Origin of the sequence: Arthrobacter sp. AFG7.2, from assembly GCF_002892835.1 — a bacterium.
Classification (GTDB): domain Bacteria; phylum Actinomycetota; class Actinomycetes; order Actinomycetales; family Micrococcaceae; genus Arthrobacter.
In genome coordinates, this window is sequence record NZ_PJMB01000001.1 from 404,431 (window position 1) to 425,748 (window position 21,318).

The window sequence follows — 21,318 nt, forward strand, 5'->3', positions numbered from 1 at the left end:
ACAGCCCGGGGCAGGCAGCGGGGCCGGCCAGCACAGCGTCAGGCGCGGCGTCGCTGGAGGACGTCGTCGAGGTTGCTGAGGGCACTCTGAGCCTTGGACAGCTCCTGGCCTTCCCCGGCTGTGGGTGCCGGCGGTGCGGCGGCAGCGCCCTGCTTCAGGGACGGCTTGCCAACAGCTTTCGGCGCTTCCGGGAGTTCCAGTGGCTTGGGTGCCGGCCGCTCGGCCTTGGCGGCCTCCACATACACGGGCTTGGGGACCTCAACCGGTTCCCAGGTGGCCGAAGCAGCTGCACTGGCCGCCGTTGCACTTGAATCGCCTGCGGCCACCGCGACGGCAAGGGCGGCTTCCCGCAGTTCCATCGCTGTCAGCGGCTTGATTTTCGGTTCATGCTCTTCGGCGTCAAAAAGGGGACTGTCCGGCCTGGCGGGCGCTGCTTCCGGTTTCGGCGGGATGTTCGCGGCAGCCTCGGGCCGCCGGGAAGGTGCGCTCATGGCGGATCGGAATGCGGAATCGACTTTGGCCTTCCTGTCCCGGACAGCAAGCCAGCGCAGGAGCACGACAGACCCGATGGTGAGCGCCAGTGCCGTCAGCGCCAGGACAGGAGTTCCCAGCCCGAAGAGGAGGAGCACGCCGGAAATGAATGCCGTCACCAGTGACAGCAGCCCCACGAGGGCGATGGCGGTCCGGCCGTAGCGGATCCGGAACTTTGCCGCTGACGGGGCGCCTGCAGCAGGGGTGACTGCAGTGGCGGTCACGGGACCGGCGCTCTTCCTGGTGTCCATGGCTTTCTCCTGCTGGGCGGCGACGTTCAGTACCGAAGCTGCGGGCGGCTCCGGTTTTTCATCTGCTGCGGTGTCTGCCGGAAAATCGCCGGCGGGCTGGAACTGGTGCCTGCGGTTCCGGAGGACGTAGGGGCCAACCCATACAATCCAGAGCACGACGGCAACCACAAGGATCACTGAGCTGCTAAGGGGGAAGTCCACACACAAAACCGTATGAGCATCCTGACCGCTGCGGCAGCATTAGCTGCGGTGTGTCGTGGCGGAGCCGGCAAATCAATGGATTTATGACGGCCTGGACGCGAGCCACCGCCTGAGGAGTCCTTCCGGTACTTCTTCCGAGGTCAGCGCGAAAGACCGGTGGTCCGCCCACTCACCGTTGATGTGGAGGTAGCGGGGCCGGTATCCCTCGTCCCGGAAGCCCAGCTTTTCGACCACCCTAAGGCTCGGTGCGTTTTCGGGCCTGATGTTGATTTCCATCCGGTGAAGGCCAAGGGTGCGGAAACAATGGTCCGTCACCATGGCAACAGCTGTGGGTGCGATTCCGCGGCCTGCCCTTGCCTGGTCCACCCAGTAGCCAAGGGTGGCCATCATGGCCGAACCCCACACGATCGACGAGACGGTCAACTGGCCGACGATGGCGGGGTTCCCGCTGACGGCCGTCCGCTCGGTGATAACGAAGGGCAGCGCACTTGCCTGTGCTGCCTGTAACTTCAATGACCGGACCATCTGCCGGTAGTCCGGCAGGCCGCCGGCAGGGTCCGGGTTTGAAGCTTCCCAGGGCGCGAGCCAGTGGCTGTTGCGGGACCTGACCTCGGTCCATTCCTTCTTATCCCGATACCGGATGGGCCGCAGGACCAAATCCCCGCACTCCAGGGTTACGGGCCAAATGGGACCAGGGCGCACGGCGCTACTTCGACAGGCCGGCAGTGAAGCCCGGCAGCCACTCCCGCAAACCGGGGCCAAGATCCTCGCTGTCAATGGCCAGCTGGACACAAGCCTTCAGGTAGCTCAGCTTGTCCCCGGTATCGTAGCGGCGCCCGCGGAACACAACGCCGTACACGCCGTGCCCCTCACCGTCGCCCGTCGCCAGTTCCTGCAGGGCATCCGTCAGCTGGATTTCACCGCCCCGGCCCGGGCCGGTGTCTTCAAGGACTCCGAAAACGGCCGGGTGCAGGACGTAGCGCCCGATGAGCGCCAGATTGGACGGCGCCTCTTCGGGGCTGGGCTTTTCCACCAGGCGATCAACGCGGACGTAGGATTCGCCGTCGATCTGCTGGATGTCAGCGCAGCCGTAGGCGCTGATTTCGGAAGGTTCCACCTCGATCAGTGCGATGACTGAACCTCCCGTCTTCGCCTGCACATCGATCATGGTGCTCAGCAGTTCATCCCGGGCGTCGATCAGGTCGTCGCCCAGCAGTACAGCAAAGGCTTCGTTGCCAACATGCTGCTTCGCCCGGAGGACAGCGTGGCCAAGGCCATGCGGGTCACCCTGCCGGACATAATGGATGTCGCCCAGCTTGCTGGCAGCCTGGACAGCGGCCAGTTTCTCCGTATCGCCCTTGCCTTCAAGGGTGGACTCGAGCGAGGGCACCCGGTCAAAGTGGTCTTCCAGTGCCCGCTTGTTGCGGCCCGTAATCATCAGGACATCATTGAGGCCCACGTTCACGGCTTCCTCAACCACATACTGGATGGCAGGCTTGTCCACGACGGGAAGCATTTCCTTGGGCATCGCCTTGGTTGCCGGCAGGAACCTGGTACCGAGTCCGGCGGCAGGAATGACGGCTTTGCGAACTCTCGGGTTACTGGTAGTCACCGGACTAATCTAACGTCAGCGTCAAGCATTCAGTAAGCAGCAGGGCCGAAAATGCGGCAAAAACCGGACGAACCGAACATCATTGAGAACCAGCCGTCCGCGGCACGTACGGAGGAACCACATGACGCTTGAAGAAACACGCGCAGCCAAGGACAGGATACGTGCTGCCCACCGCAGCCGTCGGGCCTTGATGACCGCGGAGGAGCGCGGCGCTGCCGGGAGCGCCCTGGCACACCATGGGGCGGCGTGGGCGTCTGGCGTGACGCAGGAAAGCGCCTCCACAGTCTGCGTCTACCTGGGCGTTGGCGCGGAGCCGCCCACGCTGCCACTGATCGCTGCCCTTTACGACGGCGGCCACAGGGTGTTGCTTCCCGTGTGTGAACCAGGCCGTGAGCTGAAGTGGGTTTTCTGGGCACCGGGTATCGAACTTGCCCGCAGCCGGTTTGCCCCCATCCTGGAACCGGTGGGGACGCGTCATGAGATTGAGGTTGCCGGGGAAGCTGCGGCACTCTTTATCCCGGCCACCGCCGTCGACCTCGACGGCAGCAGGGTGGGCCAGGGCGGGGGCTACTACGATAAATTCCTCGGCCATCTCGCGTCCGCCGGGAAGCATATCCCGCTCGCCGCGGTTCTGTACGACGAGGAGCTGCTGCCAGCAGGCAGGATTCCGGTGGAAGAGTTCGACCGCCCCGTGCCGGGAGTTGTGCTTCCCTCAGGGTTCCGGCGCCTTGCGAACGCCGCCGCGGCGGGCAGCCCGGCCGCAGGACAATGATAGAATTGGCACTCAGGCCCCGCGACTGCTAATGGAGATCCACGCCGGATCACCGTCGTCAGTCCGGGACCTCCCGTTTGCCCAAGAGGAGGAGCACCAGTGCCAACGTATGCATACGCCTGCAAGGATTGCGGCCATGCCTTTGACATCGTCCAGTCGTTCTCGGACAGCTCTCTGACGTCCTGCCCTGAATGCGAGGGTATCCTGCGCAAGAAATTCAACAGCGTAGGCGTCGTCTTCAAAGGTTCCGGGTTCTACCGGACGGATTCCCGGGATTCCAAGGGCAGCACGGTTTCCGCTGCTCCTGCGGCACCTGCTGCAACGCCTGCCCCTGCGGCCGCGCCGGCTGCCGCTGCTGCCGCCAGCTGACCCAGGCGTTTCCCGACGAGCTGACCCCTGCCGGTTAAGCTGCGTTGTCCACATAGACGCCAGGATGCCTGCCGCAGCCCCTTCCGGCTCACTTAGCGTGGGTTCATGCCTGCAAACCGCCAGCTCCGCCGGGAAACCCCAAGCCTGTCGCACAAAGCCGGATTCCTCCAGAGCGGGGGGCGCCGCGGCAGCAGCCGTTCGGGCCGGAATGCCCGGCAACGTCCCCCGGCGCGCTTCACGGGCTGGCTGAGCCGCAACAGGCGCCTTGCAGTCGCGTTGCTTCTCTGCGCCGCCGCGGCCATTACGGTGCAGCAGCTGACCCCTGCGCCGATCTTCACGGAGACTGCCCTGGCGGCCGCCCGGGACATCCCCGCCGGCGCGTCTCTGTCCCCGGCCGATCTCGCCGCTGTTCAGGTACCGCCGGGAATGATGGCCAGCGGAACACTGGAGGAACCGGGCGAGGCGGCGGGCAAGCAGCTCGCGGCACCGCTGCGCAAGGGGCAGCTGCTCACCGACGCCCAGCTTCTCGGTCCTGGACTCCTGGCCGGCACTCCCCCGGGATCAGCAGCCGTTCCCCTTCGCATGGCTGACCCGTCCTCCATCCAGTTGGTCTCCCCTGGCCAGCTGGTGAACGTCGTGCTCACGGCAGCCAACGGATTCGACCAGCAAAAGCCGCCGGAGGTGCTGGCATCGGGCGTGCCCGTGCTGTGGACCTCAAGCCAAGGCGGGCAGGGCGGACAATGGCTGGGCGCAGCTGAAACAGAGAGCCTGATCGTCGTGGCAGCCACGGCGGAAGAGGCAGCCCGGCTGGCAGGCGCCTCCACCCAGGGAAAGCTGTTCTTCGTCCTGGTGGGGCCGTAGTCCGGAGAAAGCCGTCCGGCATCCCGGCCACCACCCGCGACGGCTTGCCTCAGCCCCAGTGTGGTGGCTTTTGTTCCTTCAACCACGCGTCATGGTCGTCGTCTTCGCGGTCACCCCAGCCCCGGGGCTCGTCCTCGGAGGCCTTGTTTGGGATGGCAGAGCTGCCTGGAAGGGCATCAGGCCTCCCGCCCTGGTCCTGCCCGGCTTCAGGTGAAGCGGGCGCTTCAGGTGAAGCGGGCGTTTCGCCATCCGACGCGGTGTCTTTGTCGTGGTCCGGGTCCATAGCTCCCGCCTCCTTGCTGTCCTGGCCTTCTGCCTGTGGTGGGTCCTCATGGAGGGCATCGCCGCGTTCCTCGAAGGAACCGTCCCCAGCCATGGACAGCTGCCCGCTCTCCCCATGGTTCCGAGCGTCAATGCCGTTCAGGGCCTGGTCCACGTCGTCGTCCAGGAAAGCCACGGAGGGAGCGGTTCGGCCCGAAAGGGCAATCTTTTCAAGCCCCAGATATGCTGCGATCCTGTCGGCGCAGGCAGACGGGTCCGTGAACACTTCGATGGTCCACAACGGCATATAGCGCCAGCCCAGGCGCTCCAGCAGCTGCGGGCGCAACCGGCTCCGCTCACGGACACTCATAGTGCGGTACTGTTCCGTGCCGTCCGACTCGATCGCCACCGGCCAGGGAAGGTCGGCATCCTCCTGCCCCATGGTGCTGAGGGGATCAGCGGCGGCAACCACGTCGATGGCGCCGTCATACTGGTGCCACACGCGTGCGCCGCGGGCACGCAGCCGGTCGCCGAGGTCAGCCACCAAAGGATCAGCGCCCAGCGCCTGCTCGCTGGCCGCAGCCCGCGAAGCCGGCGTGCCGAGATCGGTATTACCCGCAATTTCCCGGTCCAGGAGCGCGTACAGGTCAACGGCCCCATGACTCAGCCTCGTCTGGTCCAGGTCTTCGGGGCGGAAGCACGTGAGCACGTGCATCGACCTGCGCGCCCGTGTCATGGCCAAGGCAAACTTTTCCCGGCCGCCGTCGGCAGAAAGCGGGCCGAAATTGTGCAGGGCGCGCCCGTGCGGGGTGCGGCCGAAACCTGGCGAGAAGATGACGTGATCGCGCACCAGGCCTTGCGCCCGTTCCAGGTCAACTACCCGGAAGGACTCCGGCCCCGCCCCGAAGAAACTCGCCAGGCCCGGATAATTCGGCAGCTGCAACCGGATCGACTCCCCGATCCGGGCGGCGTGGCGGAGGCTGGCCGTGACCACAGCCAGGGACGTACGCGGGCGGAGGCGCGCGTGTTCGAAGACCAGCTGGACCACCCGGTTGACCTCGGCGACCACGGACTCAACACCTTCGTGGTCAGCGCTTGGCAGTCCGGTGCCATCCGGCAGGTACTCCACCAGCAGGGACCTGTCCAGCCCTGTGGCGGACTGGCCTTCCGGCAGCCGCCGGAGCCCGCCGTCGTAAAAGTTCTTGCTGAGCTGCAGCACAAGGTCCTCGTCCACCGCGCGGTAGACAAAGTTGAGCCGCCACACGGGCAGCACCTCCGACAGCGCAGTGAACGCACTTTCCACCCGGTGGTGTGCTGTTTCACCGGGAGCCAGCCGCTCCACGCCCACGGTAAAGGTACGGGGGCTGGCAATCCGGGAGTCGCCGAAGGCTATAACCTGCCTGCCGCGGGCGATGGACGGCAGCACAGCCTGCAGGGACGTCGCCTCGGCATCGAGGATGACCACGGCGTCAAAGTGCTGTTCCGCCGGCAGCAGCCCGGTCATCAGGTAGGGGCTTACGGACCAGACCGGGACCAGCGTGCCGATCAGTTCCGGCGCCTGTGCAGTGAGCGAGGGCAGGGAAACCCTGCCGTCCTTGAGCAGGCTCCGGAGGAGATCGGCCTGGCGGGGATATTCAGCGATGGCGCTTCGCCATCGCTCTGCGAGGTCCCAGCGAAGCCGGGCAGCACCGCTGGCGATGTGGGCGTTGTCCGCGAGGCGGTATTCGGCTTCCAGCTTCCGCAGGGCGTCACCGTCAGACATGGCAAGGTAGTCGTCGCCGCTGATCATGGCTTCGAGGGCGGACTGCCACCAGGCGAGTTCAAGCTCCGCCGCGACTGAGCCCGCAGGAACTTCCCGCTCCGCCAGGTCTGCCAGGAGCTCCCCCAGCCCGTGTTCCCGCATGTTCTCCACCAGCAGAGTGCGCTCAGGCAGGGTCTTCAGGGTGTCGGTGTCCGCTACCAGGCGTTCGAGGCGCTCCATCAACTCCTCGTAGCGGACTGTTGCCAGGGAACCGCCGGCTTCCGTATGGCGGAGGGCGTCTCCCAGCCGTTCAAGGTCGCGCTCCAGGGACTTGAACATGGCGTTCATTTCCGCGAGCCCGGACGGAACGGCGGGGTGCCGCTGCGTTGTGGCGTAGTCCGACCACAGTGCCCGCTGCTCCTGGACCAGCAGCAGGGACGTGTGGAGATCGGCGATGTGGACGCCCGGCCGGACGTATTCCTTTGCCACCCTGCGCAGCCGTGAACGCTGCATGGATGTCATCTCGATCCCGCGCTCCTTGCGCCAGGAAGATGGCGCTGTGGCGGAGATGAGGTCCGTGACCGGACGGTCGAAGATATCCGGAGTGAATTTGTCCAGGCTTCCCCGGACTGCGACCAGGAGCTCGAGCTGCTCGCCCCATTCCGCGAATGACGCACCCAACCTGATTTCCGCGTGCTCGGCAACGGCCTTCATACGGTCACGCAGGGCAGGCAGGCTCTTTTCCACGGAGCGGACAAGCTCCTGCGCTTCCTCGGTCTCTTTGCGGGTCAGCAGCCGGGCGCCATGCCAGGGGCTGGTGGTGGACGCCTTGCTGAAACTGCCGAGTTCCGCCGCGCGCCGGAGCCTGCCTGCGAGCTCGTCGCGGTCCCTGATACTGTCCAGGACGCTTCGTTTCAGCCGCACGGTGGTGGCTGGTGCGGGGTGGATGGCGGTCAGCTCCGCGAGTGACTGCATGGCCTGGTACGGCGAGCAGCCCCACCGCTGGCGGACGTTGTGGAGGGAGGCCACGTGATCCATCAAGGCGTGGCGGTGCTCCGTCAAGGTGCTGTGGAGATTCCCCAGCTGGGGTTCCAGCGACTTTTCGTTCCGGACGATGGCGCGGACCAGCTGGGCCTTCAGCTGCTGGGCTGTCACATTTCCGGACAGCTGGAACAGGATGGAGTCCAGGCCCAGGCTTTCCAGCTGGCCGGATACTTCATTGAGGCTGGCACGCCGGTCCCCCACCACCAGGACTGTCTTCCCGGCATCGACGAGGGCACCGATGGTGTTGATGGCGGTCTGGGTCTGGCCAGTCCCGGGCGGGCTGCTGACCACCAGGGAGTCACCGGCACGGGCGGCGTCAATGACATATTGCTGGTCAACGTCCGCATCCAGCAGGAGCATCTCGTCCTTGGGATCCCGGTTGTCCAGCGACGGGAACCGGCTGCGGTCCGGTTCCTCGACGTCCACCACTTCACCGCCTCCGGCAGTGGCCAGGGCGGAGATGATCGGGTTGGAGTCGTTGATCCACGGATCGTCAAGGTTGCCCGAGAGATCCGCAAACGTGGACACCAGCAGGTTGTGCTGCGCTTCGGCGCCGTGGATGGGCCTGATGAGCGTGCCCAGCCGGTCAAGGACGGGCTGTGGATCGAATCGGGCCGTACTGTAGGCAAGCCTGGTGACGGCGTTGACGTCAAAAACAATGCCGTGGATGTTCTTAAGGTGGCGAACCAGCGCCGGGTTGATATGCGCCTGCTCGGTCAGCTGGAGTTCGTAGTCATCCTCCCCCGGCCGGACCGTCAGGGAAATGGCCGTCAGCATGACCGGCGCCGAGATGCGCTGGGGTTTGCCGCCCACGGCGGACGTCCATACCACCGTGCCTGCGGAGAGATAACCCGCGTCGATTCCGCGGTCATTGGCGAGCTCGAAGATCTTTGACCTGATGTTCCGGGAGGCCCGGGCAGCAACCACGTACTGCTGGCGGTCCCGGATCAGGGTGGAGAGGCGGGTCTTGCGGCCGGCCATGAGCTGCGCAAGGCCGGAGGGGTGGGCGTGCGTCAGGTCAATGGAACCCTCGGGGGTCTTGGTGAAACGCAGCATGGTGTCTGCCCCGGTAACGGGTTTGAGCCCGGACAGCCATTTGCGGAGCTCCTCGGAGCCCTCCGGGTGGCCTTGACCAACTGACACTACTGCCTTCTTTTCTGCGTTCGCACGTGACGTCCTGGACCATACCGGCATAGGTTCGAGCGTAGCCGCTCAGACCGCGGGACTGAGAGACCGCAACACTGCAGCGGCCTAATTTGCGGAGGTTTTTACCCCGGGAACACCGATGGCCGGCCTCCTCATGGAAGCCGGCCAGTCAGGATGCTATTCCCACTCGATGGTTCCCGGCGGCTTGCTGGTGACGTCCAGCACCACGCGGTTGACGCCCTCCACCTCGTTGGTGATGCGGTTGGAGATCCTGGCGAGCAGCTCGTACGGGAGCCGCGACCAGTCGGCCGTCATGGCGTCCTCGGACGAGACCGGACGGAGCACAATGGGGTGGCCGTAGGTGCGGCCGTCGCCCATCACGCCCACGCTGCGGACATCCGCGAGCAGGACCACCGGCATCTGCCAGACCTCGTTGTCCAGGCCGGCGGCGGTGAGCTCTGCGCGTGCAATGGCGTCGGCTTTGCGCAGCAGGTCCAGGCGGTCCTTGGTGACCTCGCCGACGATGCGGATGCCGAGTCCCGGTCCGGGGAACGGCTGGCGTCCGACGATCTCCTGCGGCAGGCCGAGCTGGGCGCCGACCGCGCGGACCTCGTCCTTGAACAGGGCGCGCAGCGGCTCCACGAGTTCGAACTGCAGGTCCTCGGGAAGGCCGCCCACGTTGTGGTGGCTCTTGATGTTCGCGGCACCTTCACCGCCGCCGGATTCGACGACGTCCGGGTACAGCGTGCCCTGGACCAGGAACTTGATCTTCTCGCCGTGCGCGGCGGCCTCGGCGATGATGGCCAGTTCCGCTTCCTCGAAGGCCCGGATGAATTCACGGCCGATGATTTTGCGCTTCGTTTCGGGATCACTGACACCGGCAAGGGCGGACAGGAAGCGTTCCTGTTCATTGGCAACGTAGAGCTTCACGCCGGTGGCGGCGACGAAGTCGCGCTCCACCTGTTCCGCTTCGCCTTCGCGCAGCAGTCCGTGGTCCACGAAGACACAGGTAAGCTGATCTCCCACGGCACGCTGGACAAGGGCAGCGGCGACCGCGGAGTCCACGCCGCCGGACAGGCCGCAAATGACCCTGGCATCACCGATCTGCTTGCGGATGCGCTCCACCTGCTCCTCGAGGATGTTGCCCGTGGTCCAGTTTGGTTCCAGCTTGGCGCCCTTGAAGAGGAAGTTCTCCAGGACCTGCTGGCCGTAGGCGGAGTGCTTGACCTCGGGGTGCCACTGGACACCGAACAGGCCCTTCTCCTCGTTGGCGAAGGCAGCTACTTCGGCACCCGCCGTCGTCGCCAGCACTTCAAAGCCTTCCGGCGCCTCATGCACGGAGTCGCCGTGGCTCATCCAGGTTTTCTGGTGCTGGGGCATGCCGTCCAGCACTGACCGCCCTTCGCCAAGGATGGTGGTCTCAGTGGAGCCGTACTCCCGCAGCCCGGTCCTGTCCACTTTGCCGCCCAGGGCGTTCGCCATGGCCTGGAAGCCGTAGCAGATGCCAAAGACGGGAACACCGGCTTCGAAGAGGTCGGCACCAACGCTCGGGGCGCCGTCGGCATAGACGCTCGAGGGCCCGCCGGAGAGGATGATGGCGGCAGGATTCCTGGCCAGGAGCTGCTCGGTGCTGTAGGTATGCGGAACCACTTCCGAATACACATTCGCTTCCCGGACGCGGCGGGCAATCAGCTGCGCGTACTGGGCACCGTAGTCAACAACCAGCACCGGCTTCTGGGAAGTTTGGGATGCAGTGGGAGTAGTCACCGTAATAGCCTACTTGGCGCCGTTGCACCGGCGCACCTTGAGAAGCAGCGCTGTGACGGAGCAGACTCCGCGCCGGCCGGAAGCGCCGGCAGCCCGGTCAGTAGCGCCGGGGTGCCTGTGGGTTGGCTGCGAGCTCGGCTTCCACCTCGCCGTGGAACTTCTTCTCCACGATGAAGGACAGGAAGGGAACCACTCCGCCCAGCGCCAGCAGGATGAGCTTCAGGAAAGGCCAGCGCATCAGGGCCCAAAGCCTGAAGTTGGAGATGAGGTACACCACATACATCCAGCCGTGAACGATCAGGACGGTCACCGACAGGTTAACGCCGCCCAGCACTCCCGGCGGTTCGGCGTCTGCGAAGCCAAAGCCGAAGGGTTCACCCGTCACGGCGTTGGTGCCGCCGGCAAAGAGGTACTGCCCAAAGCCGTACCGGGCAACCAGTTCGGCGCACAACAGCAGCAGCATGGCACCGGTCAGGTAGGCCAGCACCTTGTAGAACTTTAAGGCTGAGCGGATCTGGGCTTCAGTGCCGCCGAAGCGGCGCTTCCTGCCCTGGGATTTTCCGCCGGCGGCGCCGATTGTGCTGCCGCTTTCGGCAGCGGCGGGGTTGGCCGGTTTAGGGTCGATCATGGCTGTACCTTTTGCTGGTCGTGTTCTGGGTGCTGGTTGTCTTCATCGTCGTCCTCGAGGCTGTCCTCAAGGTCGCGGTGGTAGTCGTCCTTGACGAGCCGCCACCAGATGAAGAGTGCGAAGCCGGCGAAAACCACCCATTCCAGGGAATAGAAGAGGTTGAGCCAGTTGATCTGCTGCGCGGGCGGCTGGGGGCCGATGTCCAGGGGGAGGAGTTTGCCGGGCACGGTGGCAGGGCTTACGTCGACCCCGCCGGCCAGCTCAGCGGTGGCGGCCACAAAGCCGGGGTAGCTGCTGACCTCCCAGTAGTTGATCAGCTCGGCCACGGACACTGCGGTGGCCTCTCCCGGCTTGGCTGCCGTTCCGGGAACGGGTGCCTCGGAGGGCAGCAGCCGTCCGGTCAGATCAACGCTGCCCGACGGCGGTGCGGGCGCGTCGCCAGGTTCAGCCACCCAGCCGCGGGCTACGGGAATCCAGGTCTGCGGTGAAGCCGCGGCTCCGGCCAGGGTGGGTGCCCCGCTGACGGCGAAGGCGGAGACCACCCAGTAGCCGGATTTCCCGTCATGCAGCCGGCCCGGGACCAGGATCTGCTTGGCGGGGTCATAAGAACCCTGCGCCGAGACCATTTGGTCCGCATCCGTTCCATGGAAGAACTCGCCCGGCTCAAGGGTTGCTGTCAGCGGCTGGACCTGCTCGGTGGCAGGATTCGTGGGCACCTCGGGCTGGGTGGACCGCCCGAACTGCCACTGGCTCAATAGCACGAAGACCCCGGAGACAGCGATCGCAAAGACAAATCCGGCGACCCATCGCGGCTTAAGGGCTGTTTTCCACACGTCTTAACCGTACTTCGTACCGCTGTAGAACAACTAAACGCAGGGACGGGTGCACTAGCTGCACCCCGCCCGATCGGGCAGCAAGGGGATCAGTGATCGAAAAACACCAGGCTGGAGTTGATGAGCTCGGCGATGATGTCCGGGTCGTAGGCCCGGCGCAGCGACTCCCGGAAGGACTCCTTGGACAGGGACCGGGCCAGGGTTGCCAGGACCTCGAGGTGGTCAGAGAAGGAGCTGGCAGGGGTGGCAATCAGCAGGATGACGGTGGCAGGGCCGTCTGCGGCACCAAAATCCAGGGCGTGTCCGTACTTTGCGATGCCGACGGCGATTGAGGTGCGGGAAACAAACTCGCTCCGGGCATGCGGCAGGCCAATCCCGCCCGGAAGCCCGGTAGCCAGCTGGTGCTCCCGGGCATTCACATGCTTGAGGAACCCGTCAAGGTCCGAAATCCGCCCTGCGGCGTGCAGCCGCTTGGCGAGCTGGGTGGCGGCGTCAACCTTGTCCGTTGCCTCCAGCTCCAAGATCACCATCTCGGGCGTGGTGAGCTCGGCGTCGTACCGGTCAAGTGGTTCCGCCAAGGAGTGTCCCTTCAGTCAGCAGTGCTGGTGCCGTGAAACCCTCAGCGCAAGGGCACGATGTCTTCCACGCCCAAGCGGGCGGCGTCTGCGGATTCGTCGTCCGGCTGCTCCTGGCTGAGGCGCTCTGCCTCCACCCGCGCAATGTAGTGCCGGACCTCGTTTTCGCGCTGGGCTTCGCTCCAGCCAAGGACGTCACCCATTAGTTTAGCGACAACGGGGACGGCAGACACGCCGCGGTCCCAGGCTTCAATGGAAATACGAGTCCTTCGCGTCAGGACGTCATGGACGTGCCGGGCGCCCTCGTGCGTGGCGGCATAAACGGCTTCGGCCTGGAGGTAGTCGTCGGCACCCGGGATGGGCTCTGCCAGGGCGGGATTGGCTTCAATGATGGAGAGCACCTCCGAGGTCATGGACCCGTAGCGGTTCAGCAGGTGCTCAATCCGCGCGACATGCACGCCGGATTCCTCGGCTGTCCGATTGCGGCGGTTCCACGCTGCCCTGTAACCCTGTGCGCCCAGTAGCGGGATCGTCTCCGTGCAGCTGGGCGGAACCCGCTCATCCATTGTGCGGGTAGCCTCATCCACGGCATCTTTTGCCATGACCCGGTAGGTGGTCCACTTTCCGCCGGCCACCACCACCAGGCCCGGAACAGGGTGCGCCACCACGTGTTCCCGGGAAAGCTTGGCGGTGGAGTCGTTTTCCCCGGCGAGCAGCGGGCGCAGGCCAGCGTAAACGCCCTCCACGTCCTCCCGGGTCAGCGGCCGTTTGAGGACCCTGTTGACATGTTCCAGGATGTAGTCAATGTCTTTGCTGGAGGCAGCCGGGTGGGCCTTGTCCAGGTTCCAGTCCGTGTCTGTGGTGCCGATGATCCAGTGCCGCCCCCAGGGAATGACGAACAGCACTGATTTTTCCGTGCGCAGGATCAACCCGACCGTTGACTGGAAACGGTCCCGTGGGACCACCAGGTGGATGCCCTTGGAGGCACGGACCTTCAACTGCCCGCGGTCCGTCACCATGGCCTGGGTTTCATCCGTCCAGACACCCGTGGCGTTGATGACCTGCTTGGCCCGGACGTTGAACTCGGTCCCGTCCTCATGGTTGACGACCTTTGCTCCCACCACCCGTTCGCCTTCGCGAAGGAAGTCCACCACCTTCATCTGGTTGACGGCGTGGGCACCGTAGTAAGCGGCGGTCCGGACCAGGTTGGCGCAGTACTTCGCGTCATCCACCTGGCCGTCGTAGTACCGGATGGAGCCGACGAAGGCGTCATTCTTGAGGCTGGGGGCAGCACGCAAAGTGCCCCGCCTGCTGAGGTGTTTGTGGAACGGTACTCCCCTGCTGTGTCCGCCGGACACCGACAGCGCGTCGTAGAGCGCGATTCCTGCCCCGACGTAGGGGCGCTCGATAAACGGCTTGGTCAGTGGATACAGGAAAGGCACGGGCCGGGCAAGGTGCGGCGCGAGTTCGGAGAGCAGCAGCCCGCGTTCCTGCAGCGCCTCCTTCACGAGGCCGAAATCGAGCATCTCCAGGTAGCGGAGGCCGCCGTGGATAAGTTTCGAAGACCTCGACGACGTGCCCGCCGCCCAGTCGTTCGCCTCAACGATGCCGACGCTGAGGCCGCGCGTCACGGCGTCCAGCGCTGCCCCTGAGCCCACGATGCCACCGCCCACGATGAGGATGTCCAGCTCCTGGCCGGGTTCCGCAGTAGCGCGCAAGCGCTGGATGGAAGCTTCCCTGGCTTCGGGGCCGAGAGCCCCGCCGTTAACAGGAACACTCTTCATTGAACGCCTCCAGTGCCGCTAGTGCCGGTAGTAAAACCACCATACTTGCTTGCGGCACGCTTGGGCAGGAGGGCAGCGGCGGATACCGCCGCTGCCCAGGCGCCAGGGCGTCAGTTGCCGGAGTACGGGGAAACCACGACGTCGACCCGCTGGAATTCCTTCAGGTCCGAATAGCCGGTGGTCGCCATGGAGCGGCGGAGCGCACCGATGAGGTTTGAGGTTCCGTTGGTGTGGTGGCCCGGTCCGAAAAGGACTTCTTCGAGCGGACCCACGGTACCGACGTTGGCGCGGTCGCCGCGCGGAAGTTCGAGGTGGTGGGCTTCCTGGCCCCAGTGCCATCCCTTGCCGGGTGCCTCTTCGGCCCTGGCGAGCGCGCTGCCCAGCATCACGGCGTCGGCGCCCATGGCAATTGCCTTGACGATGTCGCCCGAGGCGCCCATGCCGCCGTCGGCAATGACATGCACGTACCGGCCACCGGACTCGTCCATGTAGTCCCGGCGTGCGGCCGCGACGTCGGAAATGGCGGAAGCCATGGGCGAATGGATGCCCAGTGCGCGGCGGGTGGTGGTGGTGGCGCCGCCCCCGAAGCCGACCAGCACGCCGGCAGCGCCGGTGCGCATGAGGTGCAGCGCGGGCGTGTACCCGGCGGCACCGCCGACGATGACCGGAACGTCCAGTTCGTAGATGAACTGCTTGAGGTTCAGTGGCTCGTGGTCCTTGGAGACGTGCTCGGCGGACACGGTGGTGCCACGGATGACAAAGATGTCGACGCCGGCGGCCACCACTGTCTTGTAGTGCTCCTGCGTGCGCTGCGGCGTCAGCGAACCGGCCACGGTTACGCCGGCCCCGCGGATCTCGGCAAGGCGGGAGGTGATCAGTTCAGGCTGGATGGGCGCTTTGTACAGCTCCTGCATCCGTCCGGTCACAGCAGGGCTGTTGGTTTCATCCTGCAGGGCGCCGATTTCGTCCAGGATGGGCTGCGGGTCCTCATACCGGGTCCACAGGCCCTCAAGGTCCAGGACGCCGAGGCCGCCGAGCCGGCCCAGCGCGATGGCGGTCTGCGGGGACATGGCGGAGTCCATGGGCGCAGCGATCACGGGCATGTCGAACTTGTAGGCGTCGATCTGCCACGACACGGAGACGTCCTTGGGGTCGCGGGTCCGACGGTTAGGGACGATTGCAATGTCATCCAGGGAGTAGGCACGACGCCCACGCTTGCCACGGCCGATCTCGATCTCGTAAGTCACTGCTCTAGGTTATCCCAGCCGGGGCACCGCCCAGGGGACCTGCCATGGGTTGCCGCCCGGCCCGGACTGCGCGGCAGGCCCGGCAGCAGGATGGGCAGTGTTTCCCATGGCAGCGGCCCGGAGAAGCCCGTAACCTAGGCCCGGGGGCGCGGACAACGCTCCCGTGCCCGATTCCAAGGAGAAGAACAATGGCCCCTGGGCTTTACGGTGCCGACATTGAGCAGTTGCGGTCCTTGTCCCCATCCATGGAAGGCTCGTGTCTTCAGTGACCGGGGAACGCGTGGCCGCACATTCCCTCGATCATTGGCTTTCCCCGGAGCTGGCCCGGGTCAGCCCCCCGAACGCTCCGTCCCGTTTACGGCAACTGGCCGATGCCCAGGGCACATTGGCGGCAGGCTGGAGCAGCGCGATCGCCGGCGGACCCGTCCTGGCCCTGGCGGGTGTGTTCTTCTCAGTCGTGTCAGGAAACCCTGCCGCGATGTTGGTGCTCTGTCCACTGGGTGCCGCCCTCATGGTGCTGGGCCTGACCTCGTGGAAGCGGGTTCGCGGCAGGCTTCCCAACACGAACAAGCTGGTCATCACCCGGGGCCCCGGTAATGCCCGCGGCGGCATCGCCATGGTGGCCGGACTGGCCGGCCTCATTGGTGCGGCCATGGTCACGGCACTTCCGGCGGCCGCCGAACGCGGCACAACCGTTTCGCTTATTGGTGCCTACCTCCTCATTGTGGCTGTTCTTGTGGCCTGCATTGTGGTCCCGTCGGCCGTGCTGGGCCGCGCCCGGGAGTCGTTCCGGCTGCGGATCCGGTCCAACCCGGAACTGCGCAGAGCTGTAGAACAGGACCTGGCCGTCTGGCGCGATCCCTACGGCAACGCAGGCTACGGCCCGCTCTGACTCTGTGGATGCGGGCCGGAATCCCGCCAGCCTGGCCTGCAGGCATGCGCCGGACACCAGTAGCTACAGTTGCCATATGGGTTCACGGTGGGTATTTGACGGCCACATTGCCGGGATCGGGACCGCGTCAGGCCTTCGTGCCGTCGTGGGTATCTGGCAGGAGTCGCCCTTCGGTCCCTTTGCCGACGTCATGGTCCAGCAGGCCTCCGGGCACAGGCTGCTGTTGGCACCCACGGAAGACGTTGCAGGCTTCATCTCCACCACCTACGCCTTCGACGACGTTACGGTGACCGACCTGTCGGCGCGGCTGGGCCACGGGACTCTGGAGGTCGACGCCGATCCCCTGGCTATCAGCGCCCGCCTCGGCGGGCGGGCCCTCCTGGGCAGGATGCTGCGGACGCTCCCCCGGAGCCTCGCCGTCCACCCCGGCTGGCTGCACGCCATCAGCCCGGTCGCCGGGATCCTGAGCAACGGTGCCAGGACCTCCGGCACCGCGGGCAGCGGCCGGCGGGAATACTACGGGGTGAGCGACCTGCACCACATCACCTCCGCCGTCGTCAGCTGGGACAACATTGACGCCGGGGCCTTGGCGCCCATCCGGCCGGCGGTGACCTTTGGCTTCAGCAGTGTCCCGCCGCGGCCAAGCCTGGCCCGGGTCCGCATCACCGTGGTGGAAAGTGGCGGTACCGGGGACAAGTACCCATCGCGGCAGCCAGGAAAGTGACATAGTTTTGCCGGGACTGTTTGGACTGTTGGAACGATATTTGGGGGGACGTCATGGCGCCGGGAATCTACGGAGCTGATATCAACGAACTGCGGAAGCTGTCCCGCTCATTCGCGGAATCCGGGACGAGCCTGAAGAGTGTGGGATTGACGGTGGATTCGCTGGTTCGGTCCGCTGCCTGGAAGGGCACTGACGGTGACAGGTTCCGCCGCGAATGGTCCTCCACGCTGCGTCCGATGCTCAACAACACCTCGGCGACCCTGCAAGGCCAGTCCTCAACGCTTCTCAAGCACGCGGACGAACAGGAACAGGCCAGTACAGCCGGTGGCAGTGCCGGTACCCCGGCCGGCTCGTCGCCGTCTTCCGGCGGTACCTCCGCCAATGGCACGGCCGCTGAATCCGGCCGTGGCCGGGACTGGACTGAGGCCTTCACTGACTCCAACTACGTGCACGCTCCTTCCGGCGTGGAATGGCTGCTGGAGAAATTCGGTACGGATGACGGAAACGGCGCGTCCAGCATTGCGAATGCCATCAAGTTCGTGGCGGACAAGTTCAGCTGGAACCTGGATCTGGCAGACGTACAGGCAGGCACCAGCAGGTTCTTCGACGGCATGAAGATCGCCGGAAAGGGACTCGCCGTGCTGGGCGGTTTCCTTGGCGTGCTGGATGTTGCTTCCGGGATCGAGAACCGGGACCCGTTCCGGGTGGCGGACGGAGTGGTTGGTGGCGGCCTCGCTGTCGCCGCAGGCGTGGCGGCCGCCACCGGAGTGGGACTGCCCGTGGCGGCGGCCATCGGCGGTGCCGGCCTGGTATGGGGCCTTGCCTCCATGGCCTCCGGCAATGTGCCGGTCACCAAACGGATGTGGGACTTCGGCGCAGGAGTAGTTGGAGGCGTCAAAGACCTCGCCGGCGGGGTCAAGGATGCCGCCGGCTGGGTCGGCGGTAAGCTCGGATTCGGCTAGGCACAGACGCCCCATCACCAACACGGACCAAACATAGACCGAGACCGAAGGACCCCATGACTGAGCAGCTTCTGCCGGATTCAGCCTATCGAATTACCAGCCACGAGATCCTTGCCCTGCTCGCCTTCATGCCGGGTCCGGGCACAGACCTTACCCGCCGTGTGCTGGGCCTGGAGAAGCTGCCCGACGACCACGATTTGGTTCGCGCGGGCGTTGGCACGCTGAATATCAGGGATACTGCCTCTGTTGATGGTGACCAGGTGACCCTCCAGGGTCCGGCGGACTACCTGGCGGCCGTCTTCAGCACATCCACCACGTGGTTTGATGTCACGCAGATCGGGCCCGCGGCGGTTGCGCCCGCCTATATCGCTGAATCGCCGGCCGGAAGGGTTGCGCTCTTCCTCCGGCCGCTGAGCGAATACGTCTGCCTGCCGTTGAGCGAGGATGCCTCCGCCCTCGACATGGTGGAAGCCACCGTGCAGGACGCCGTGGAAACAGCGAAAGCACCTTCTGGTGGAATCGTCACCTCCCGCCGGTACGAGGCTTTCAAGGAACCAAAGGTGGCCAACATCAAGGTTGCCGCGGACGGGGTACTCCAGCTGGCCTCGGCACCATTGGACGCCAGCGGCCAGCTGACAATCCGCGAACTCGCGGGCGACGAGTTGCCTGGCTCCGTGGTGCGCGCGCTCCTGTCGGTGACTTCATGAGCGGCGTTTCGCAGTCCATGGATGCACGCGCTGCTGCCCTCGGCTTCGCCCAGCGCAGGAGCTGGGTTTTCTACTCCTGGTGGTACCCGGCCGTCCTGGGGCTGGCCGGAGCAGTCCACGCAGGGCTGGCGCTGGCCGTCGGCGGGGATGCGGAACTGGGTACGGTCCTGATGATCCTGGGAGCTGCCCTTTCCGCCGCTGGCTGGGCGGTGACGGCCAAGCCGCGCTTCACCCGTAAGCACCCCAGGCCCGCTTCAGACATTCCCCGTGTTGACCAGGGCATCCGGATAACTCCCGGCATCATTTGGACCCTCCTTGGCGGGACCGCACTGATCGTGCTGGCTTTGGTGCTCTTCACACCGAAGGGAGCGTCGCCTGAAACACTTCCGGTGCTGGGCCTGCTCGTCACTTTCGCGGCCGGCATCTCGGCGGGCCTGGCCTATGTGCGGAGGCTGATGGCGAACAGTGCTGACCTGTACGCCCGCTGGCTCCACCGCAAGCAGGGCGGGCAAAGGTAGCAGCTGCTCATACCGGCCCGGCCTCGTCCACACTGAGCTGGGACTCGAACATCCTGAAGTAGCGGCCGCGAAGGGCCACCAGTTCTTTGTGGGTCCCCTGCTCCACGATCCTGCCGTCCTCCAGCATGTACACGATGTCAGCCTTCTCGATGGTGGCGAGCCGGTGGCTGATGGCGATGATAGTGCTGCTGCGGTCCGCGAAGAGGCGGGTGAAAATCCGGTGTTCGGCGAGCGCATCGATGGCCGACGTGGGCTCGTCCATCACCATAAAGGAGGCGTCGCGGTAAAAGTTGCGCGCCATGGCCAGCCGCTGCCACTGGCCGCCCGAGAGCCCGCTGCCTTTGCGGCCCCGGGGGTCCTCCATCCAGTTGCTGACGTGGTTGTCCAGGCCGTTGGGGAGTTTGTTGATGAAGTCCAATGCCTCGGCATCTGCGGCGGCCCTTCGGATCCGCGCATCGTTACGGGGCGAGTCAACGTCGCCAAAGTAGATGTTCTCTGCGGCCGTGGCGAATTCGTACTTGAGGAACTCCTGGCTCAGCACCGCCAGGTGGCGGTGCCAGGAGGTGACGTCGACGGCGGCGAGGTCCACGCCGTCGAGCATGACCTGTCCGGAGTCCGGGCGGTACAGGCCGGCGAGGATCCTGATCAGCGTGGACTTGCCCGCGCCGTTCTCCCCCACAATGGCGATGTGCTGGCCTTCGCGGATGGTCAGGCTGATCCCGCGGATGACTTCCAAGTCGCTGCCCGTGTAGGTGAAGCGGATGTTTTTCAGTTCCACGGTCTTCGGTGACTGCAGCAGGGGCGGGGCGTGCACCGAATGGACCGGCAGGGCCATGAACAGCTCGTAGTCCTTAAGGTTCGCCAGGTCCTCGTCGATGGAACTGAGGGACGACACCAGGTTGTTCGCCGTGGACAGTGCCCGGCTGACAATCTGCTGCACATAGAGGAACTGGCCCACGGGCTGGGCGCGGGCGATGATCTGCCCCACCACCCAGATCAGGGACACCACCTCCGCGCCGTACTGCAGGGCATCCGCGGCAAGCTGCTTGGGGATGTACCGGCGCTGGAAATCAAGACGGCGGCGCTCGTCCGCGTCACGGAGGCGTGAGCGGAGGTCCATCAGGAAACCGACTATGCCGTACAGGCGCATCTCGGCGATATGCTGCGGCCTCAGGAGGTTGGTTTCGATCATCCGCCGCTGGCGGCGGGAATCCACCTGCGTGTTCCAGTGCGCTATCTGCTCCCTGGACAGCTTGAACTGCAGGTAGACGCTGGGCACGATGGCCACCAGGACAATCACGGCAATCCACCAGCTGACCAGCAGGAGGGCACCCACGGCAAGGATCACCGAGACGAGCTGGGTGAAGATCGCCGCAATCCGGTCCAGGACGCGGGCGTAGGAGTCGGAGAACCTCTTGGCGCGGTCGTACAGGTCCACGGTTTCTTTATCGTCGTAGCGCCAGAACTCAAGGGCCAGGAACCGCTCGTACATCTGGTCGCCCACAATGGCACCCACCTTGAAGCTCATGAGCTGCTGGATGTACCGGTCAACACTGGTGAAGGCACCCCAGAAAAGGCCCAGGGCGGCAGTGATGATGACGTAAATGATGGCCTGCTGCCCGGCCGCAGTATCGCCTGCGTAGGCAGCCGCCAGCGCCGTGGTGGTGAGGGCGGCAAAGTACGTGGTGACCAGTGGAAGCACGGCTGAGATCAGCGAGCCGAGGACCTTCATGATCACCGCACCCGGGGACGCGCGGAAGCTGACCCGCAGGACCTGGGCGACAGCGCGGGTATACGGCCGGAGGGCCAGACGGCGCTGGGGTTCCCTTTTAGGGCTCAGTTCAGCCGGGTGGCTTGGTGCGGGCATGGATTCAGCCTAGTACCGTGCCGGA

The 21,318-nt window shown here is 65.5% G+C and carries 19 protein-coding genes; 8 read left to right on the forward strand and 11 right to left on the reverse strand.

The features are described from left to right. Positions 1 to 38: 38 nt before the first annotated feature. The 3 genes from CXX84_RS01865 to galU form a co-directional block, all read right to left on the reverse strand. Positions 39 to 983: a hypothetical protein gene (locus tag CXX84_RS01865; protein WP_411266183.1), complete on the reverse strand. Its 945-nt coding sequence runs from the start codon at positions 981 to 983 to the stop codon at positions 39 to 41. Between the two features lie 81 nt (positions 984 to 1,064). After that, on the reverse strand, positions 1,065 to 1,685 hold the full coding sequence (locus CXX84_RS01870) for a GNAT family N-acetyltransferase (protein ID WP_102975024.1): 621 nt from the start codon (positions 1,683 to 1,685) through the stop codon (positions 1,065 to 1,067). Positions 1,686 to 1,689: 4 nt separating this feature from the next. Further along, the gene (galU, locus tag CXX84_RS01875; protein ID WP_102975025.1) at positions 1,690 to 2,595 is read right to left on the reverse strand and encodes a UTP--glucose-1-phosphate uridylyltransferase GalU; all 906 of its coding nucleotides are present in this window, start codon (positions 2,593 to 2,595) and stop codon (positions 1,690 to 1,692) included. Between the two features lie 121 nt (positions 2,596 to 2,716). Here galU and CXX84_RS01880 point away from each other — a divergent pair, with 121 nt between their 5' ends. From CXX84_RS01880 to CXX84_RS01890, 3 genes are all read left to right on the forward strand, one after another. Continuing rightward, positions 2,717 to 3,367 (forward strand): 5-formyltetrahydrofolate cyclo-ligase, encoded by a 651-nt coding sequence (locus CXX84_RS01880; protein ID WP_102975026.1) that lies wholly within the window; start codon positions 2,717 to 2,719, stop codon positions 3,365 to 3,367. 99 nt (positions 3,368 to 3,466) lie between these two features. Continuing rightward, entirely contained in the window at positions 3,467 to 3,736 is a 270-nt protein-coding gene (locus CXX84_RS01885; protein ID WP_102975027.1) for an FmdB family zinc ribbon protein, read from the forward strand. Between the two features lie 105 nt (positions 3,737 to 3,841). Continuing rightward, positions 3,842 to 4,597, forward strand: a complete 756-nt coding sequence (locus CXX84_RS01890) for an RcpC/CpaB family pilus assembly protein (RefSeq protein WP_102975028.1) — start codon at positions 3,842 to 3,844, stop codon at positions 4,595 to 4,597. Positions 4,598 to 4,646: 49 nt separating this feature from the next. On the opposite strand, the gene CXX84_RS01895 is transcribed toward CXX84_RS01890, so the two are convergent. The 7 genes from CXX84_RS01895 to CXX84_RS01925 form a co-directional block, all read right to left on the reverse strand. Beyond that, a complete protein-coding gene (locus CXX84_RS01895; protein ID WP_102975029.1) occupies positions 4,647 to 8,837 on the reverse strand; it encodes a DUF4011 domain-containing protein in 4,191 nt (1,396 codons plus the stop codon). Positions 8,838 to 8,966: 129 nt separating this feature from the next. Continuing rightward, a complete protein-coding gene (gene guaA, locus CXX84_RS01900; RefSeq protein ID WP_102975030.1) occupies positions 8,967 to 10,556 on the reverse strand; it encodes a glutamine-hydrolyzing GMP synthase in 1,590 nt (529 codons plus the stop codon). 97 nt (positions 10,557 to 10,653) lie between these two features. Then, complete coding sequence (locus tag CXX84_RS01905) at positions 10,654 to 11,184, reverse strand: DUF3817 domain-containing protein (RefSeq protein WP_189337456.1); 531 nt, start codon at positions 11,182 to 11,184, stop codon at positions 10,654 to 10,656. Beyond that, positions 11,181 to 12,017, reverse strand: coding sequence for an SURF1 family protein (locus CXX84_RS01910; protein ID WP_102975031.1), 837 nt, complete (start codon positions 12,015 to 12,017; stop codon positions 11,181 to 11,183). The genes CXX84_RS01905 and CXX84_RS01910 overlap by 4 nt, the downstream gene beginning before the upstream one ends. Before the next feature lie 89 nt (positions 12,018 to 12,106). After that, complete coding sequence (locus CXX84_RS01915) at positions 12,107 to 12,595, reverse strand: PTS sugar transporter subunit IIA (RefSeq protein WP_102975032.1); 489 nt, start codon at positions 12,593 to 12,595, stop codon at positions 12,107 to 12,109. Between the two features lie 41 nt (positions 12,596 to 12,636). Beyond that, positions 12,637 to 14,376 carry a glycerol-3-phosphate dehydrogenase/oxidase gene (locus tag CXX84_RS01920; RefSeq protein ID WP_102975033.1) on the reverse strand — a complete coding sequence of 580 codons (1,740 nt, stop codon included), beginning with the start codon at positions 14,374 to 14,376 and terminating at the stop codon, positions 12,637 to 12,639. Positions 14,377 to 14,486: 110 nt separating this feature from the next. After that, entirely contained in the window at positions 14,487 to 15,623 is a 1,137-nt protein-coding gene (locus CXX84_RS01925) for a GuaB3 family IMP dehydrogenase-related protein (RefSeq protein WP_102975034.1), read from the reverse strand. Positions 15,624 to 15,879: 256 nt separating this feature from the next. Between CXX84_RS01925 and CXX84_RS01930 the strand changes: the two genes are divergently transcribed. The 5 genes from CXX84_RS01930 (at position 15,880) to CXX84_RS01950 (ending at position 19,426) form a co-directional block, all read left to right on the forward strand. Continuing rightward, positions 15,880 to 16,515, forward strand: a complete 636-nt coding sequence (locus tag CXX84_RS01930) for a hypothetical protein (protein ID WP_102975035.1) — start codon at positions 15,880 to 15,882, stop codon at positions 16,513 to 16,515. Positions 16,516 to 16,591: 76 nt separating this feature from the next. Beyond that, the gene (locus CXX84_RS01935) at positions 16,592 to 17,239 is read left to right on the forward strand and encodes a hypothetical protein (RefSeq protein WP_102975036.1); all 648 of its coding nucleotides are present in this window, start codon (positions 16,592 to 16,594) and stop codon (positions 17,237 to 17,239) included. 53 nt (positions 17,240 to 17,292) lie between these two features. Continuing rightward, on the forward strand, positions 17,293 to 18,201 hold the full coding sequence (locus CXX84_RS01940) for a hypothetical protein (protein WP_102975037.1): 909 nt from the start codon (positions 17,293 to 17,295) through the stop codon (positions 18,199 to 18,201). A gap of 56 nt (positions 18,202 to 18,257) precedes the next feature. Then, positions 18,258 to 18,908 (forward strand): hypothetical protein, encoded by a 651-nt coding sequence (locus CXX84_RS01945; RefSeq protein ID WP_102975038.1) that lies wholly within the window; start codon positions 18,258 to 18,260, stop codon positions 18,906 to 18,908. Then, positions 18,905 to 19,426, forward strand: coding sequence for a hypothetical protein (locus tag CXX84_RS01950; RefSeq protein WP_102975039.1), 522 nt, complete (start codon positions 18,905 to 18,907; stop codon positions 19,424 to 19,426). Before CXX84_RS01945 ends, CXX84_RS01950 begins: the two co-directional genes overlap by 4 nt. Before the next feature lie 7 nt (positions 19,427 to 19,433). Here CXX84_RS01950 and CXX84_RS01955 read toward each other — a convergent pair whose 3' ends face one another. After that, a complete protein-coding gene (locus CXX84_RS01955) occupies positions 19,434 to 21,293 on the reverse strand; it encodes an ABC transporter ATP-binding protein (RefSeq protein ID WP_102975040.1) in 1,860 nt (619 codons plus the stop codon). Positions 21,294 to 21,318: the final 25 nt, after the last annotated feature.

What these genes read in the sequence shown, in the direction of transcription:
- CXX84_RS01945 (WP_102975038.1), top strand. Translation starts at nt 18,258, where the DNA reads ATGACTGAGCAGCTTCTGCCGGATTCAGCCTATCGAATTACCAGCCAC.
- CXX84_RS01935 (WP_102975036.1), top strand. Translation starts at nt 16,592, where the DNA reads ATGGGTTCACGGTGGGTATTTGACGGCCACATTGCCGGGATCGGGACC.
- CXX84_RS01950 (WP_102975039.1), top strand. Translation starts at nt 18,905, where the DNA reads ATGAGCGGCGTTTCGCAGTCCATGGATGCACGCGCTGCTGCCCTCGGC.
- CXX84_RS01895 (WP_102975029.1), bottom strand. Translation starts at nt 8,837, where the DNA reads ATGCCGGTATGGTCCAGGACGTCACGTGCGAACGCAGAAAAGAAGGCA.
- CXX84_RS01905 (WP_189337456.1), bottom strand. Translation starts at nt 11,184, where the DNA reads ATGATCGACCCTAAACCGGCCAACCCCGCCGCTGCCGAAAGCGGCAGC.
- CXX84_RS01880 (WP_102975026.1), top strand. Translation starts at nt 2,717, where the DNA reads ATGACGCTTGAAGAAACACGCGCAGCCAAGGACAGGATACGTGCTGCC.
- CXX84_RS01955 (WP_102975040.1), bottom strand. Translation starts at nt 21,293, where the DNA reads ATGCCCGCACCAAGCCACCCGGCTGAACTGAGCCCTAAAAGGGAACCC.
- CXX84_RS01940 (WP_102975037.1), top strand. Translation starts at nt 17,293, where the DNA reads ATGGCGCCGGGAATCTACGGAGCTGATATCAACGAACTGCGGAAGCTG.
- CXX84_RS01890 (WP_102975028.1), top strand. Translation starts at nt 3,842, where the DNA reads ATGCCTGCAAACCGCCAGCTCCGCCGGGAAACCCCAAGCCTGTCGCAC.
- CXX84_RS01920 (WP_102975033.1), bottom strand. Translation starts at nt 14,376, where the DNA reads ATGAAGAGTGTTCCTGTTAACGGCGGGGCTCTCGGCCCCGAAGCCAGG.